Genomic DNA, 17,290 nt, shown 5'->3' with positions numbered 1-17,290 from the left:
TATAATATTAGTTTAATTATTTTAATAATAACATGGTATAAGTATCATGGGAATTTAAAAATTATATGAGTTTTAAGAAACTGTATTTGATATTTTAATATGCTTTCGAATACATCAAAAAAATAGTACCACTTAATGAAAAGGGTCATGCATTATGAATAATATTTTTAAAGTTGTTTGGAGTCAGTCTTTAAACATGTTGGTGGTGGCGTCAGAATATGCCAAACATTCGGGCGGTATGGGCAGCAGCGTCGTGACAGAGGGCGCACGCACATTTAAACGCACTAAGATCGCAGCGAGCATTTTATTGTTGCTTTCAACAGCCCTTGGTGGTGCGCAGGCCGACAGCTTAAAAGATTTACTCAATAATGGTCAAGACAGTGGGACATCTGCAAAGCGTGCCTTTTATTACACAACAGAGTCCATTTTGACGAAAGATAAAACCTATACATTAAATTTCTCCTCGAGTGATCCGGATGAAAAAGAGATTAAATGGATCAATAATGGGGGCAAAGCCGAAACAACCAGTTGGACGATTGATAACAGTAAGCTTTTGGTCAATGGGCGCTTTTATACAGGTTATGACAACTCAGGCGTAACGCCTGAAAATCCAGCAACGTATTATACAAAAATCATTAACAATAGTGATGTGACCTTTAAAGAGTGGATTTATGTTGGTCCCACATCTCAGCTGCCAAATGGCGCGCAATATATTGTTCAGATCGACAACAGTCAATTATCTGGTCAATATCTATATGTCGGTAGTAACGGCGGCATTGAAGTGAGTAATGGCTCGGTGTTCAATGTTTGGAGTACAGACATTTTTACTAATAACTATATCTCTGTTGATTCACCTCGCGATCAAAAAGGGTACATTAAGATCACCAATGGTGGCGTGTTCAATAATGGTTATGGTGAGATTACCAAAGAGTCAAGCGATAACTTACGCCTCATTACAGATGGCACGGGTTTTTATAACTTAAGTGGCGTGATGAAGGCTTACACCTCTAACCCTGACTTTAATGCAAAATTCACCGTTGGGATACAAAGTGGGCAAAATGCCAGTGCGACAGTGAATCTATATAAATTAGATGCCTTTGGCTCTGAAAAGATGTATTTGACCAATTCAAAAGCGGTGGTGCAAACTTTTGCCGATGGGCGTTTTCTCAATACTTTGATTGGCAATGGTAATTTATACATCAAAGCAAACAACAGTTTTGAGCATGCACAACCTGATTTTATAGGCCCAGTGACCATTACCTCTGGTCATTCTGCATTGGTGAGTGTCAATAAAGGGTTAGGGACAAACAATGATCTTTACAACCTTGAGAATGCGACATTAACCTTTGTTGATGGCACCGTCACTGAGCTCAACAGTAATTTAATCGGCGCGGGCACCATCAATGTGGGTAAAAATAACATTAAAGTGACGGGTAACCACAGCTCATTAAATGGCTTGGTGGTGGTGGGCTCTGAAGATTCCACTTGGAATCTTCAAAAACTCTATAACTATGATTTCCGTTATCGTTTGCAAGGCACAGGGAATGTTAACATCAGTGCCGGTAATCAAAATCAAATGATTACCTTTAAAAATGAAACCAAAAATCAAGATTTTACGGGTAAATTCACGGTAGAGCGCGGCATTTTAAAATTAGACTCATTGAGTGAAAATGCATTGGGCAATGCGTATCTTGGCATTTTGCCAAATGGTACAGGGCGGGTGGATGACAATGTCTCTGTGGGCAGCTTAGGATTACAAAATGCTAAATTGCATGTGCTAAATAACGGCACGGCATTTAATTTATTGACTGCGAAAAATGGCATCACCTTGACGGGTAAAAACACCATTGTGATTGACAATGCCAATTTATTGGGTCAACAATCTGCCATTGATCAAATGAAGCCCACGGGCACTTTATTAGATCAACAAAATCAAGTGACTTTAGGGGAAACCTTTGCCGCAGGTAAAACTTCAGGAGATCGTGATGATGTGACATTAGTGGCCAACAGTGGCGATATTAATGCCATGAACATCAAAAAAGACATCGTGGGTCAAGAAGCGAAGGGGCAAGGTGTTTACGGTTATCAAAAAGTGGTGGCAGATGACACCGGTTTACATGCGGGTTATGGTTTAAAAGCACTGTCTGCCAATGATAACCAATCTGTGACCATTGATAGTACAGGGGCAAGTGAGCAAAAACTCTTTGTACAATTGACGGGCAAAGGTGGCTTTACCTTTACCGGTGCACCCTTAGTGACAGTGACCGGGCCAACGAATGATTATGAAGGCGCGACGGCATTAACGAATGATGCAAAAGTGGCGCTTGGCGTGGATCAAGCCCTTGGTCAAAAAGGTGTATTGACGCTATCTGATCAAGCTCAATTAGATTTAGGCACACACACACAAAGTGTGGCGGGAGTAACAGCAAGCAATCATACACAATTGAACCTTAACTCAGGGACATTGAATTTAACCGGAAATCAAATCCATGAGATGGATGGGCAATTGAATGGCACGAATCAATCAGCATTGAATGTACAACAAGGCACCCTCAAAGTGGGCGCAAGCAATGGTGAATTGGCGACTAACGTAACGTTAGGCAACAAAGTCACGGCGGCTCTTGCCAAAGCCGATGGTTTAGGCAAAGGCAATGTCACACTTCAAGGTGGCAATATTGTCAATGTCAATGGCGGCGGGACATTAGCCAATGCATTGACTGGTGACAATACCAATACTTTAGCGCTCAATACAGGTGATGTGACGTTAAAAGGCGATAACAGTCAATTTGCGGGGAAAATCAGCATTGAAAAACCTGCAGCGGCGAATGTGACCGCCATGAATAATCTAGGCACAGGTGCTTTAGAGATTGAAGGCAAGTTAAACTTTGCCGATGGCATCAAGGGTGATCTCAATAATGGCTTCAGCGGTGATGGTCAAATCACTTTAACGGACAATCAGTTGAACGTTAAAGGCGAACATGATGGCTTTACAGGTACATTAAAAACGGGCGATCAAGCAGCATGGAACATTCAAACCGATGCACCGTATGATGTCAATTATGCTTTATCCGGTACCGGTACCATTTCTGTGGATGCCAAAGGTGACATTGCCCTTAAAAATGTGGGTGCAAAAGACTTTACAGGTAACTTTACTGTGAAGGGCGGCAATGCACAGCTTGATCAAACCGCCTTTGATGTTTTAACTCATGCGAGTTTAAATCTAACGGGCGGGGCGGCGACGGTGACCGTCGATGGCCAACATGTGGACAATTTGGTGATTCATGAGGGAACATTGTCGTTAGATCCAAAAGACCCAAATGCATCCAATCACCTTAAAGTGACCGATACCATCACTTTGATTGGGGATAAAAATGCCATCATGGTGGATAAAGATACAGTGGATAAGCATGTGACCGATGCGAGCGCAGGGCAAGTGGATCAAACCACCTCGTTCTTAGATCAGCAAGAGGGCTTTGTTGGTGAAACATTGGTGTCTGGTAAAGTCGTAACCAAAGACAATGCCGGCAACCCGATTGATGACTTTGAAGCCATTTTCTTACGGGATCGCAATGGTCAACTCATTGAAGCAAAAGATGTGGGACAAAGTACCGTTGAGATCCAAAATGGCGCCGGTGAAGCATATTATGGCTTCAATGGATTGCGCACCGATGATAAAGGCATTCATTTAAACTATGGTTTAGATGAAATTCAGGCTTATGATGGCAAAGTGGTGACGGTCAAATCTGACCAAAGCAACGTGACCACAAACAGCCGTGACTTACGCGTGGAATTGGTGGGTAAAGGTGGCTTTACCTTTACGGGTGATCAAGGCATTACCTTATCAGGCAACCCAAATACCTACACAGGCAATACGATTATTGATGGCACGGTGATCACCGCGGGCATGGACAATGTGTTTGGCCAACAAGGTGATTTAACCTTAAAAGGGCAATCCACTTTTGATTTAGCAGGCATGAAGCAATCAGTGGATAATCTACAGCTTGGCCAACAAGGCGTGATTGACTTAAACCAAGGTGAATTGACGTTGGCACAAAACAGTGCATCAGTGATTGAAGGCACCCTTGAAGGCAATGGGCAATCGAAACTCAACATCAATGCCGGTGAAGTGAGGGTTGAGTCAAGCAATGCAGGTTTAAATGCAACTGTGACATTAGGACAAAATGCCACGGTGAATTTGGCGAACACGGATGGTTTAGGCAAAGGCACATTGGCGATGGGTCAAGGCAAAAATACCGTGAACATCAATAAAGGCGGTGCATTTGCCAATACATTGACGGGTGATCAAAGCAACACTGTGAATGTTACACAAGGCGATGTGGCGCTCATGGCAGACAACTCAGGCTTTGCAGGTGGCATTCAGATAGCACAAGGGACAGGCGTGTCTGCCACCGATGTGAAAAATGTGGGCACTGGTGTATTAACTGTGGAGGGTGAGTTAAATTTAGCGAATACCGTCAAAGGCACGCTTGCCAATGCCTTGACAGGCAAAGGTCACATCAACTTAGCGGGCAGTGATTTAACGGGCACGGGTGATCATGATGGCTTTACGGGCGTGATGAACCTTGATCAAGCGAATTGGCGTGTGGTGAAGGCTCAAGGTGACCAAAACATCAACTATGCATTGTCTGGCAATGGCACGATGACAGTGGGCACAGCAGGTGACATTCATCTGAATAATGACACGCAGAACCAAGACTTCACGGGAACATTTAATGTGCAATCAGGTCATTTGCTACTCGATACTAAGGCGGGTTATGCGTTAAAAGAGGCATCCGTCAATCTATTGCCTGCGGCTAAAGGTACTGTTGAAAATGATTTAACGGTGGGACAATTGAGTTTAGACAACAGTACATTGTCCGTCACATATGATCCATTGAAAAACAATTTTAATTTGATCACTGCAACTGATGGCATTGTGCTCACGGGTGATAATAAAATTGAAATCAAAGATAAAAGTTTGTTAGGTCACTTTGCAGCACATCAGAATGCCAACACAGATACATTGTTAGATCAGCAAAATAACATCACCTTAGGTGAGTTGTTTGCAGCGGGTCAAACCTCTGGTCATAAAGAGGGCTTAACGCTGGTGGATGCTGCAGGTGATGTGGTGAGCAATGTCAATGCGGTCAAACAAGCCATCATTGGACAAGAGACCCACGGCGATGCATTTTATGATTACAGCCGCTTAGTGGCCGATGATGTGGGCATTCATGCTGGTTATGGTCTGACAACGCTATCTGCCCATCAAGATCAAGCCGTCACCATTGACAGCACTGGCACAAAAGAAAGCAATATGTTTGTGTTGCTCACAGGTGAAGGTGGCTTTACGTTTACAGGGCAGCCTGCCATCACCGTGAGTAATGAGAACAATGATTACGCGGGTGACAGCATTTTTAACGATGCCACTGTGACAGCGGGTGCGGATCATGTGTTTGGTGACAAGGGTGCCTTGATCCTCAATGGCCAAAGCACGGTAAATTTAAATGGTCATGCGCAAACGGCAGAGGCCTTAACCGTCTCTGGCGGCTCAACATTTGCGCTTGGCAAAGGGGCATTGACGTTAACGGGGGATCAGAAAAATGAGATCACCGGTCACTTAACGGGTGAGGCGGGTTCAAGTGTGACGGTTGAGCAAGGCTCAGTGACTGTCGGCTCAAGCAATGCAGATTTGGCCGCAGATATTTCCCTTGGCAAGGCTGTGAATGCCGATCTGACCACGGCAGATGGCTTAGGTAAAGGTCAGCTGGTGTTAAAGGGTGGCAATACTGTGAATGTCAATGGTGGCGGTACATTGGCCAATGCCATTACGGGTGATCAAACAACAGCATTGAACCTTAATCAAGGTGACACAACATTGACGGGTGATAACAGTGCATTATCTGGCCAAATCACCATTGCAAAAACTGCCACCGCAAATGTCACGGCCATGAATAATCTTGGCAGTGGTGCACTAGGCGTGGACGGTCACTTGACGTTTAATGACAATGTCAATGGTGATCTTAATAATGGCATTACTGGCGCGGGTCAAATCACGTTGACAGATAATCAAATCAACGTCAAAGGTGAGCACAGCGGCTTTACAGGCACACTCACTACCGGTGATGAAGCCACATGGAATGTGAGCAGTGATGCACCGTATGATGTCAATTATGCTTTATCCGGCACCGGTACCGTTTCTGTGGATGCCAAAGGTGACATTGCCCTTAAAAATGTGGGTGCGAAAGACTTTACAGGTAACTTTACCGTGAAAGGCGGCAATGCACAGCTCGATCAAACCGCCTTTGATGTTTTAAATAATGCGAGTTTAAATCTAACGGGCGGGGCGGCGACGGTGACACTCGATGGCCAGCATGTGGACAATTTGGTGATTCATGAGGGAACATTGTCGTTAGATCCAAAAGACCCAAATGCATCCAATCACCTTAAAGTGACCGATACCATCACTTTGATTGGTGATAAAAATGCCATCGTGGTGGATAAAAATACAGTGGATAAGCATGTGACCGATGCGAGCGCAGGGCAAGTGGATCAAACCACCTCGTTCTTAGATCAGCAAGAGGGCTTTGTTGGGGAAACATTGGTGTTTGGTAAAGTGGTGACCAAAGACAATGCCGGCAATCCGATTGATGACTTTGAAGCCATTTTCTTACGGGATCGCGATGGCAAAATCATTGAATCAAAAGATGTGGGTCAAAGCACCATTGAGATCCAAAACGGCGCTGGTGAAGCATATTATGGCTTCAATGGATTGCGCACCGATGATAAAGGCATTCATTTAAACTATGGTTTAGATGAAATTCAGGCCTATGATGGCAAAGTGGTGACGGTCAAATCCGATCAAAGCAATGTGACCACAAACAGCCGTGACTTACGTGTGGAATTGGTGGGCAAAGGTGGCTTTACCTTTACGGGTGATCAAGGCATTACCTTATCGGGCAACCCGAATACATACACAGGCAACACGATTATTGATGACACAGTGATCACCGCGGGCATGGACAATGTGTTTGGCCAACAAGGTGATTTAACCTTAAAAGGTCAATCCACTTTTGATTTAGCAGGCATGAAGCAATCAGTGGATGCATTGAATGTGGATCAACTAAGTGTGGTGGATCTTAATGGTGGTCATTTAACGTTAACAAAAGATCAAAATTCCACGATTGATGGGGCATTGCTTGGTCGTAAAGATTCTCAATTGACAATTGATCACGGCAAAGTTGCCATCAACGCCAGTAATGGCAGTTTAAATGCTGCGGTGACTTTAAATAATCAATCCGCAGTGACCTTAGCGAAAGTCGATGGTTTAGGGCAAGGCAATGTGACCCTCAATGATGAGAGTGCATTGACCCTTAAGGGTGCAGGTGATTTAAACAATACGATTGCCGGCAAAGGCACATTAAACATCGCAGCGGATGGCGTAACACTACACAAAGATAACAGTAGCTTTGTAGGTGCTTTAAATGTTGCAGATAAAGGCACGGCAAATGTGACAGCGCTCAATAGCCTTGGCACTGCAACTGTGGATGTGGCCGGTACATTGAACATCAATGATGGCGTCAAAGGCGATGTAAATAATGTCATCGGTGGTACAGGCACGGTGGCGCTTGGCAAAGGCAGTGATTTAAATGTCAAAGGCGAACATGGCGCTTTAACGGGTACGGTGACATTAGCCGATCAATCGGCTTGGAACATCACAACTGATGCACCGTATGATCTTAATTATGCATTGTCAGGTGTGGGCACCGTGTCTGTGGATGCTAGTGGCGCCATTACCCTTAAAAATGCGGGTGCAAACGACTTTACCGGTGAATTTGCTGTAAAAGGCGGTGAACTTGCTCTTGATCAAACAGGTTTTGATGTCTTAACAAATGCAAGTGTGAGTTTAGTTGGGGGTGATGCATCGCTTCAATTAGATGATCAATCATTGAAAAACTTAACCTTCAATCAAGGTTCGATGACGTTGCAAACTAAAGACACGAATGATCGTGTGAACCATTTGAATGTCACAGGTTTAGTGACACTTGAAGGTCAGGATAACAGCTTGCGTGTTGATCCCACGAAATTAGAAAAAACCGAGTTTGATCAAAAAGTGGACACATCGCTCTCATTTTTAGATCAGCAAGAGGGTTTCATCGGTGAAACGTTGATCAAAGGTCAAGTGGTGAAACAAGGTGATGCACAGATCCATTTAGCAGATTTGCAAGGCCAACGCGTTGATAATGATGCAGTGGCAAAAAGCGCGGTGACAATTCAAGAAGGTGCCGGTCAAGCATTTTATGGTTTCAATGGCTTACGCACAGATGATCAAGGCATTCATTTGAATTATGGCTTATCTGTGATTGAAGCCTATCAAGGTAAAAATGTGGCAGTGTTGTCGAGCACAACGAATGTCACCACTGAGTCACGCAATTTATCGGCTGAATTGATTGGTCAGGGTGATTTTACCTTCAAAGGCAATCTTGGCATTGAAGTCTCTAATGGCAAAAACAGCTACACAGGTAACACGGTGATTGATGGCGCCACTGTCACTGCAGGCGCAGATCATGTCTTTGGGGAAAAAGGTGCCTTGAATTTGGTGAATCAAGGACAATTTTATCTCAATGGTCACGCGCAAACAGTGGATCAGTTGGTGATTGATGAAGGTGCGCGTCTTGAATTAAACGCAGGCACATTCACGTTAAATGATCAACAAACCTCAGACATTAAAGGTGCATTGCTCGGGGATCAAGCAGCAACATTGAACATTGCTAAAGGCACGGTGAATGTTGAGAGCATCAACAAAGAGTTTGCGGCAACGGTCAATGTAGATGATGCCTCGGTGAATTTAAATCAGACACAAGGTTTAGGTCATGGTCAATTGAATTTGACGGATAAAGCTGTGGTGAACATTGCCGGTCAAGGTGATTTGTTGAACACAATCGCTGGCAGTGGGAAGATCAATGTGACGCCCACCGGTCAAGTGGCGGTGAAAGGTCAGCATGATGCCTTTAATGGCACAGTGAGTGTGGCAGATCAAGGCTCGTGGAACATTCAAACCGATGCACCGTATGATGTCAATTATGCATTGTCTGGTGCAGGTACCGTGTCTGTCGATGCCAACGGCGCCATTACCCTTAAAAATGTGGGTGCAAAGGACTTTACCGGTGAATTTGCTGTCAAAGGTGGTGAACTTGCCCTTGATCAAACGGGCTTTAGCGTGCTTGATCAAGCCCATGTGAATTTAGCGGGTGGTGAAGCGAACTTAACGCTTGATGGACAAACATTGAAAAACCTCACCTTTAATCAGGGAGCGATGACACTACAAAAAGAGAGTGGTGGCAACCGTTCTAACCATTTAACTGTATCTGACACCATCACATTGGTGGGCGATCAGAACTTATTGAAAGTGGATCAAGCCACGGTGGAAAAACATGGCATTGATGCTGATCAGGTGGATCAAAAGACGTCATTCTTAGATCAACAGTTTGGCATGACTGGTGAAACCTTGATTTCAGGCAAAGTGGTCACTAAAGATGCGAAGGGTGATCAAGTGACGGATTATGAGGGCATTTTCTTAGCGGATATGAATGGCAATCTCATCGAATCTAAAGATGTCAAACAGAGCTCTGCTGTGATCCAAGGTGGTGCCGGCGAAGCATTCTATGGCTTTAATGGCTTGCGTACGGATGACAAAGGCATTCATTTAAATTATGGTTTAGATGAAATTGAAGCCTTTAAAGACAAAAATGTGGTGGTTTTATCGGATGTAAGCAATACAACCACAGATAGCCGTGATCTACGTGCGGAGCTTAAAGGTGAAGGTGGCTTCATCTTTAAAGGCAGCGAAGGCATCACGCTCTCTGGCAATTTGAATACTTATGCGGGCGATACCATGATTGATGGCACAAGCATCACTGCGGGCATGAATCAAGTGTTTGGTACGCAAGGCAATCTCACGATTGACAACAAAGGTCTATTTGATCTCAATGGCATGAAGCAAACGGTGGATCAATTGAATGTGGCTTCAGATTCAGCACTCAGCATCAATGGTGGTGAATTGACAGTACGTAAATCGAGCACGTTACTTGGCGACACCATGAAAGGCAATGGTGGTACATTGGTGATCGATGGTGCTCAAGATATGCAAATTCGCGTACAAGGTAATCATGATCAGTTTGGTAGTCATACATGGGTGAAAAATGGTTATCTCAACATTGAGAAAGATGCAGTCTATGGTAATGGCACGGCATTGGTCACCGTGGATCAAAATGCTGGCATGGGCGGTTATGGTACAGTTAATGGTGATGTGCTCTTAAAAGGCCATTTAGATGTGGGCAGCACGGTGAATCATCAAGCGGATCAACCGATGGGCAACTTTACAGTGCAAGGCAACTTTAAAGCTGAAAAAGGCAGCCTCATTCACATCGCCAGTGACGGTGAATTGGCCGGTCGTTTAATCATCACCGGTAATGCGGAAGGTGAAAGTGGCCTTAAAGTGGATGATATGCACGGTGCACCATTGACGCAATTAGCGGATGGTACGCAGAAAGTTGAAGTGGTGAGCATTGGCGGCAAAACCAATACCATGGTCCTCACACAAGAAGGCCGTGCGGTGCGCGGTGCCTTTGACTATCACTTAGAAAAAGGCAGCGATGGTAACTGGTGGTTAGTGACGGCTGCGGATGATGCAAGTCGCCGTCCTGAAACAGGTGTGTATGTCGGTGGCTTAAATGTGGCGAATACGTTGTTCAACCACAAATTATCTGAACGTAACTATTTGTCAGAAGATAGCCGCATTTGGACATTGGTGGGCGGCCAGTTCAGTCAATTCTATGACAATGGCAAACACAACCGCACCACGATTGACAGTTATCGTATGATGATCGGTGGTGACATCCTTCGCACAACGATGGATGATCAGCCGATTAAAGTGGGTGTCTTTGGGGCATATGGTCACAGCAAAATCAAGAGTCAACAGCAACACAATGGCTTAAACTCTAAAGGCAGCAGCGATGGTTATGGCTTGGGGATTTATGCGACATTCGGCGATCAATTGACGCAAGGCTTCTACCTTGATGGCTCAGTGCAATATGTTTACTTTGACAACAATGTGACCGGTGATCAAATCAGTAGCGAGAAGATGAAAACCAAAGGTTTCATTGCCTCATTAGAAGGCGGTTACACCTTCGAATTGACGGATCAGCTTTACCTACAACCACAAGCGCAAGTGACGTGGATGGGGGCGAAGATGAACGACATCACAGATTCCACAGGCACGCGCATCACAGGCAGTAAAAACAACATTGAAACGCGTTTAGGGGCTCGCTTATTCATGGAGAAAACTTTGGACAATGGCAATGTTGTGACGCCTTATATGGAATTGAATTACTATCACAATTCAAAACCGTTTTATGCAAGCTTTGATGGTATTCGAGTGGATCAACATGGCTCACGCAACTTAGGTGAAATGAAGCTCGGTATTGAAGGCCAAGTGCAGAAGAACTTAAGTGTTTGGGGTGATGTGGGTTACCGCGCAGGTTCAAACAGCTATCACGACACAAAAGTGACTTTAGGGGTGCGTTATAACTTCTAAGTGAACAGCATTAAAAAGCGCCTTCGGGCGCTTTTTTTTATGAGCGGGATATTTGATCAACGGCGTGTTAATAAACGGCCTGTCATCTCAACGCGATCAAAACTATACACATGATCAAACGGACTTTCACTACAGCGGCCCACCAATGGTAAACGCTGATCTTTCCAACCTTCACGCAATGTCACTTGAGCACTGCAAATGGGACATTCACCAATGAATTGTGTCAAACTTGTGATTTGTGAATGTTCATCGCGGTGCATTTCGATTTCAGCAGCAGATTGATTCATGGCGATCATCCACGGCGGCGCCTTTAAAATGCGATATTCTGGCAACCGAAATAGGGGCAGTGTCACATAACGCATCACCAAATAAAAATAGCCCATTGGTATTGAGAGATAGAGCAGCTGCCATAGGGTGAGATGATCCGTTTTAAGGGCAACGCCCACAATGATGATGAGGAGTCCTGCTAGAGCCATCAATGTCAATAAAAACCACATGAGATAAAAACTCATGCCGCGAAGGCTACGATTTCTAAAGGTGCCTTGATGCATGAAAGGGCGCATGTACCATGCAATTTTAATATTGGCAGGAGGTGTTCTGTGGTAGCGGATCGATGTGGGGTCCATCTCTTCAGGCGGGGTTTCTTTGGCAATCGGTTGGATGTCAATGTACATCAAATTTTCATTGCCTTTGCCGCCTTGTGGGTTGGTGCCTTCAATGGATGGCACATACCCAATGTTTTCAAACACTGCACGATTTTGTAAAACAATGCGTTCGCATTGCTGATTGAGCATGCTTTGATTGATCCATTTATTGAGATTAGCCGGGGGCACATAGTCCGCAATTCCCTTTGAATCATCATAGTCCGCCTTCATCGTATGGCGCGATAATCCATGAAATTCTTCCCCTTTTTGATGGGCATTGAGGGTGCATTCACACAAATAACGCAGACAATGATCCGTCTTTTTTAGGGATTTATGGGTCTGTAAGATGGCATAAAGTGCCTCAATGGTTTCAATAGATTCAGTCATTTATACTCTCCTTACCCGGTTACATACTGGGTTATGGTCTGTTTTCGCCTCATGATACTTGTCACAATCGATCCATTCAATCAATGGAGGTATTTTATGCAACAGCATTATCACATTCACAATACACGTTTAACGGTACACACTTTAGCAGAAGGCAGCCTTTGCATTGAGGCAATGATGAATGATGATACGGTCGAATTGTTGATGGACATGCGTCGCCGTTATCATGGGCGTTTTCATTTAGAGTATACAAAAATGGTGTTTCCCGTGCGTTATACGGCGCGCATTTTAACGTATCTTGAAAAATGGCAAAAAAAAGCACCATCACAAGATGGTGCAAAGAGGGGTAAGGAACGAGTAGAACACAGGATTGTTAATTAAGGGCAAATCTCATTGATGCAAGCACCGCGCGTGAGCATTTCATGGAAGTTTTCATAACTGGTTTCCACCATGTTTGACAGCGCTTCTTCTGTATTTGAGCCCACATGTGGGGTCACAAGAACGCGCGGGAAAAGTTCAATGAGTTTTTGTACCGTGCCATCAGGAACAGTTTGCCAAGGCATGAATTTGCGTTGGAAAAATTCTGCTTCATTTGAGAAGACATCGGTGGCAAAGCCGCTGAGTTTTTTGCTCTCAAGGGCGGCAAGCACCGCTTCATTGTCTTGAATCTCGCCGCGTGCAGTATTGACTAAAATGGCATCTTGCTTCATTTTGCCGATGAATTCTGCATTGACGAATTTTTCATTTTGTCCCGGTACATACGGCACATGCAGGCTGATGATGTCGCTTTGGGGCAATAATTCATCGAGCGTCATAAATTCCACAAACTCTTTGGCTTTTTCGGACTCAAAAATGTCATAGCCAATCACGCGCGCACCTAAACCGTGAAAGAGTTTAGCTTCAGCGAGCCCAATTTTCCCAAGTCCGATGATGCCCACAGTACAGTTATGGATTTCACGCGTGAACATCTCATCATCAATGATGAAGTCACGATAGGCAGATTTCACCGTCATATAGGCCGTTTTACGAAGGAGCATCATCGCAAGTGTGACGGAAAGCTCTGCAATTGCCGTCGGTGAATAGGAAGGCACGCGTGCCATGCGAATGCCAAGGGATCGGGCATATTCCACATCAATGTGGTTAAAACCCACGGTGCGTGTAAAGACATATTTAATGCCATAACTGTGCAACGCATCAAGGTTTTGTTTGTCCGCCACAGAGTTGCCGCGCAATAGAACCGCATCATGATGTTCTGCGGTGCTCACGTTATCATGGCGCAATAAGTCGGGAATGAGCGTTAAGTCATAATTGTATTTATTGAGTTTGTTAAAGTACTCAACTTCATTGTGTCTAACGCCATAGCATGCAATTTTAAACATATCAGTCACCTATGATTCGTGAGTTAAAAGAAATAGTGTTGAACAAGCTCAAGCACCACGATCCAGATCGGGATGAAGATCACCGCTAAAATGGTGGAGATCAATGAGCTGTTTGAGGCAAGGAGTGCCTCGCGATCAAAGCTGATGGCATAAGTGGTCACCACAGTTGCAGCAGGCGCCATCATCATGAGCACCACAACGGCGATCACATCATAGCTCATTGGCATCACGCCTGTGCCATGGAGGAACAATAACACCACTAAAATGAGTGCAGGAATCAAGACAACTTTAATGAAGCTGTAATACCATGTGGTTTTGTTTTCCGCAGCCTGTTTTAAGTTGATTTGACCAAGGGTTGCACCAATGGATAACCATGCCAATGGGGAGGCAAGCCCTGCCAAATATTTCATGGCTTGTTGTAACCAAGGTGCCGTTTGATCGATGCGAAGGAAGGCATATTGCTTCACAGCGCCGCCACTTGTGGTCACATCCACTTGGGGTAATGAGTTTTGAAATGCCCAGATGAATAAACCCGCGAAGGTTGCGATTACAATCGGATTTAAGAACATCTCTTTGATGTTTTTACTGCTCATTTTCAAGCCACTCATTTGAATGTAGCCATATGAGTAGAGGAACACGCGATAACTGATGTTAAAAATAGAGCTCAGCATCACGCCCACAGGACCAAAAAGGCTGCTGATAATGGGTGTACTGAAAAATGTGGTCGAGCCAAAGATGCTCAAGTTACGAAGTGCCGTTTGTTCATCGCCCACATATTTAAAATAAAAGAATTTGCTTAAAATGATCAAAACAATGTAGATCACAAAGCCAAAGACTAAGAGTGTCATGCCATCGGCCATTTTCTGTGGGTCATTGTCCTGCATGAAGGAGGTGAACGCCAAAGCGGGCAGGGCTGCTGTTAAAACCACAGAAGAGAGGATCTTACCCACTTGATTGTTAAAGATGCCCGTTTTTCTAAAATAGTAGCCAAGACCAATGATCGAAATGGTGGAGAATATCGCACCAATCATGGCAGTATTGCTTAAGGTTTTGTGCAGCAATGCTAAAATTTCCATTTGAATGTGCCCTCTTATTGATCGACAGAGTCTATGTTTGGCCAGATTTTATATAGATAATTCTAATCATAATTATTATCTATAATATTAATAACGCAACATAGTCTATATAATAATAAATAAAATGCCAGTCTAAATTAATTTATTTATTAAATTTGCCATGTGCGGGTGAATTATTTTATGGGCAAGGATTGACACATCCGCGCAAAGGTTTAGATTAATATATGAGCGATGATAAAAATAAAACCCACTCAAGAAAGAAGGAGCGCATCATGAAACACGTCTGGACACTCACCGCAATGATTGCCTTGAGCTTAAGCGCGGCACAAGCACAAGAGGGGCGTTTGTTGCAAACCCCAAACATGACGCAGATAGAGTTTAACCAAGCCGCAGGTTATGGCAAGGATGCCGATCCTGACAGTTATTGCTACATTGTCCTTGATGAACCTTATGCGAAAGAAGATGCGCCCGATTTAACATTAGCGCGCGGCATTGGCGATGGGGCAGAGGAGATGGTGATTAAACTCAAAAATACGCCCGTTAAAGTGAGCAGTGAAAATATCGGCATTGCCACGCCTTATATTTGGCACAATCAAAAAGCGAATCTCTTTATGGTATTTGACACCACGCGCGTTGTGGATTATGGCGAAAGCTCTATTTTGTTTGGGCAATTGAGCATCATCACGCCACAAGCAAAAGAGGTGTATCAAGCGCGATTCAGCTGTTTAGATTAATGTATGACGTTTGGCATCAATCAAGTGATTTTAGTGGGGCAGTTGTTGAATGCCCCAGAGATAAAAATGCTCACCACAGGCCGTCAAATGGTGACGTTCATGCTCGCCATTGAGATGGAAAAACACGTAGAAAAACATGTGGTGAAAATTTATGGTCATTTGACTGAGCAAGCGACTGCCTTAGCACAAGGCACATGGATTTATCTAGAAGGGCACCTGCAAACCCACACATCAAAAGATTTAACGGGTCAAACGCATGAACACCTTGAGATCATTGTTGGCCAAAAAGGTGTGTTGCAGGTGCTAGATGAATGATTATAGCGTCGTGGTTTCAAAGCGCTTCAAATCGTGCCCTTTCAATGCGGCGCCAATCATCTCTGGCAATTGATCTGGCGTACAAGCAAAGCAAGGCACGCCAAGGTTGCTGATCTCTTTACCGAGTGCTTTATCATAATCAGGGCGGCCGCTGTCCGTCAGGGCAAGCAGTGTGATGACGATCACGCCATCGTCTTTCATGCTGGCTAAACGGCGCAACAAACCTTGGCGAACGCCACCTTCATACAGATCAGAGATCAAAATAAAAATGGTTTTTTTTGGCTCTGTGATCAAGGTTTGGCAATACGAGACGGATTGATTGATGTCGGTTCCGCCGCCCATTTGAAAGCCAAAGAGCGCATCCACCGGATCATTGCGGCACAATTCTGTTAAATCCATGATGTTGGTATCAAATGCCACCACATGCGTTTCAAGCACAGGCATGCTTGCAAAAATCGCTCCCATGATGGATGAATAGATGATGGATTCATACATTGAACCACTTTGATCGATGTCGAGAATCACCGTCCAATTTTTCTGTTTTTGGCTGCGCTCAAAGAAGAAAAATCGTTCTGGAATGAGGCGCTTTGTGGCAACATCATAATTTTTGAGATTGCGCTCAATGGTTCTTTTCCAATCGGTGCTGGAAAAATTGGCAATCGGCGTGTGTGCTTTTTTATTGACAGCGCCCGTCACAGCCCGACGAAGATCCATTTCCATCTTTTTCATGATTTGATCAACGACAGCTTTAATGAGCGCGCGCGCAGAATCTTTGGACTTTTCCGGAATGGCATCTTTGAGGGCTAAGAGATTGCTCACCATATTGATGTCTGGCGTGACGTTTTGCAAAGATTCAGGCTCAAGCAACAGTTGCGTGAGCCCTTTGCGTTCGATGGCATCGGCTTGAATCACGCTCACCACATCTTTCGGGAAATGGTTACGCACATCCACCAGCCATTTGGCCAATTTAGGCGAGCTTGCGCCTCGACCTGCGCTGCGGGCACTTGAATCATCTTGCCCATTGCCTTCATAGATCAATCCTAAGGCTTGATCCATGATCTGTTCAGAATCTGATAATGGCGCGGCTTCTAGCGTGCTCGCATTGTCGCCTAAGATCAAGCGCCAGCGGCGAAGCTGCGTATTTTGATTGTCCATATTGTCC

General features: G+C 44.5%; 8 protein-coding genes. 4 read left to right on the top strand and 4 right to left on the bottom strand.

Annotation, left to right across the window (positions count from 1 at the left end):
* Nucleotides 1-154 precede the first annotated feature (154 nt).
* The gene (locus B9T10_RS03950; protein ID WP_094537900.1) at nt 155-11,593 is read left to right on the top strand and encodes an autotransporter outer membrane beta-barrel domain-containing protein; all 11,439 of its coding nucleotides are present in this window, start codon (nt 155-157) and stop codon (nt 11,591-11,593) included.
* 56 nt (nt 11,594-11,649) lie between these two features.
* On the opposite strand, the gene B9T10_RS03945 is transcribed toward B9T10_RS03950, so the two are convergent.
* Entirely contained in the window at nt 11,650-12,624 is a 975-nt protein-coding gene (locus tag B9T10_RS03945; RefSeq protein WP_063503919.1) for a hypothetical protein, read from the bottom strand.
* Between the two features lie 96 nt (nt 12,625-12,720).
* Between B9T10_RS03945 and B9T10_RS03940 the strand changes: the two genes are divergently transcribed.
* Nucleotides 12,721-13,005 carry a hypothetical protein gene (locus B9T10_RS03940; protein ID WP_094537898.1) on the top strand — a complete coding sequence of 95 codons (285 nt, stop codon included), beginning with the start codon at nt 12,721-12,723 and terminating at the stop codon, nt 13,003-13,005.
* Here B9T10_RS03940 and B9T10_RS03935 read toward each other — a convergent pair.
* Both B9T10_RS03935 and B9T10_RS03930 read right to left on the bottom strand, forming a co-directional pair.
* Entirely contained in the window at nt 13,002-14,003 is a 1,002-nt protein-coding gene (locus B9T10_RS03935; protein ID WP_008315177.1) for a 2-hydroxyacid dehydrogenase, read from the bottom strand. The two genes, B9T10_RS03940 and B9T10_RS03935, sit on opposite strands and share 4 nt — an antisense overlap.
* 23 nt (nt 14,004-14,026) lie before the next feature.
* Nucleotides 14,027-15,079 (bottom strand): AEC family transporter, encoded by a 1,053-nt coding sequence (locus B9T10_RS03930; RefSeq protein WP_063455102.1) that lies wholly within the window; start codon nt 15,077-15,079, stop codon nt 14,027-14,029.
* A gap of 272 nt (nt 15,080-15,351) precedes the next feature.
* Here B9T10_RS03930 and B9T10_RS03925 point away from each other — a divergent pair, with 272 nt between their 5' ends.
* Both B9T10_RS03925 and B9T10_RS03920 read left to right on the top strand, forming a co-directional pair.
* Nucleotides 15,352-15,813: a hypothetical protein gene (locus B9T10_RS03925; protein WP_008315175.1), complete on the top strand. Its 462-nt coding sequence runs from the start codon at nt 15,352-15,354 to the stop codon at nt 15,811-15,813.
* 3 nt (nt 15,814-15,816) lie between these two features.
* On the top strand, nt 15,817-16,128 hold the full coding sequence (locus tag B9T10_RS03920) for a single-stranded DNA-binding protein (RefSeq protein ID WP_094537897.1): 312 nt from the start codon (nt 15,817-15,819) through the stop codon (nt 16,126-16,128).
* Here B9T10_RS03920 and B9T10_RS03915 read toward each other — a convergent pair whose 3' ends face one another.
* Nucleotides 16,129-17,283, bottom strand: a complete 1,155-nt coding sequence (locus tag B9T10_RS03915; RefSeq protein WP_094488322.1) for a VWA domain-containing protein — start codon at nt 17,281-17,283, stop codon at nt 16,129-16,131.
* Between the last annotated feature and the right edge of the window lie 7 nt (nt 17,284-17,290).

Source organism: Wohlfahrtiimonas chitiniclastica (genome assembly GCF_002252325.1).
GTDB lineage: Bacteria > Pseudomonadota > Gammaproteobacteria > Cardiobacteriales > Wohlfahrtiimonadaceae > Wohlfahrtiimonas > Wohlfahrtiimonas chitiniclastica.
The sequence above is the reverse complement of the archived record's forward strand: the minus strand, read 5'-3'. Positions and strand labels throughout refer to the sequence as shown.

What these genes read in the sequence shown, in the direction of transcription:
- B9T10_RS03950 (WP_094537900.1), top strand. Translation starts at nt 155, where the DNA reads ATGAATAATATTTTTAAAGTTGTTTGGAGTCAGTCTTTAAACATGTTG.
- B9T10_RS03945 (WP_063503919.1), bottom strand. Translation starts at nt 12,624, where the DNA reads ATGACTGAATCTATTGAAACCATTGAGGCACTTTATGCCATCTTACAG.
- B9T10_RS03940 (WP_094537898.1), top strand. Translation starts at nt 12,721, where the DNA reads ATGCAACAGCATTATCACATTCACAATACACGTTTAACGGTACACACT.
- B9T10_RS03935 (WP_008315177.1), bottom strand. Translation starts at nt 14,003, where the DNA reads ATGTTTAAAATTGCATGCTATGGCGTTAGACACAATGAAGTTGAGTAC.
- B9T10_RS03930 (WP_063455102.1), bottom strand. Translation starts at nt 15,079, where the DNA reads ATGGAAATTTTAGCATTGCTGCACAAAACCTTAAGCAATACTGCCATG.
- B9T10_RS03925 (WP_008315175.1), top strand. Translation starts at nt 15,352, where the DNA reads ATGAAACACGTCTGGACACTCACCGCAATGATTGCCTTGAGCTTAAGC.
- B9T10_RS03920 (WP_094537897.1), top strand. Translation starts at nt 15,817, where the DNA reads ATGACGTTTGGCATCAATCAAGTGATTTTAGTGGGGCAGTTGTTGAAT.
- B9T10_RS03915 (WP_094488322.1), bottom strand. Translation starts at nt 17,283, where the DNA reads ATGGACAATCAAAATACGCAGCTTCGCCGCTGGCGCTTGATCTTAGGC.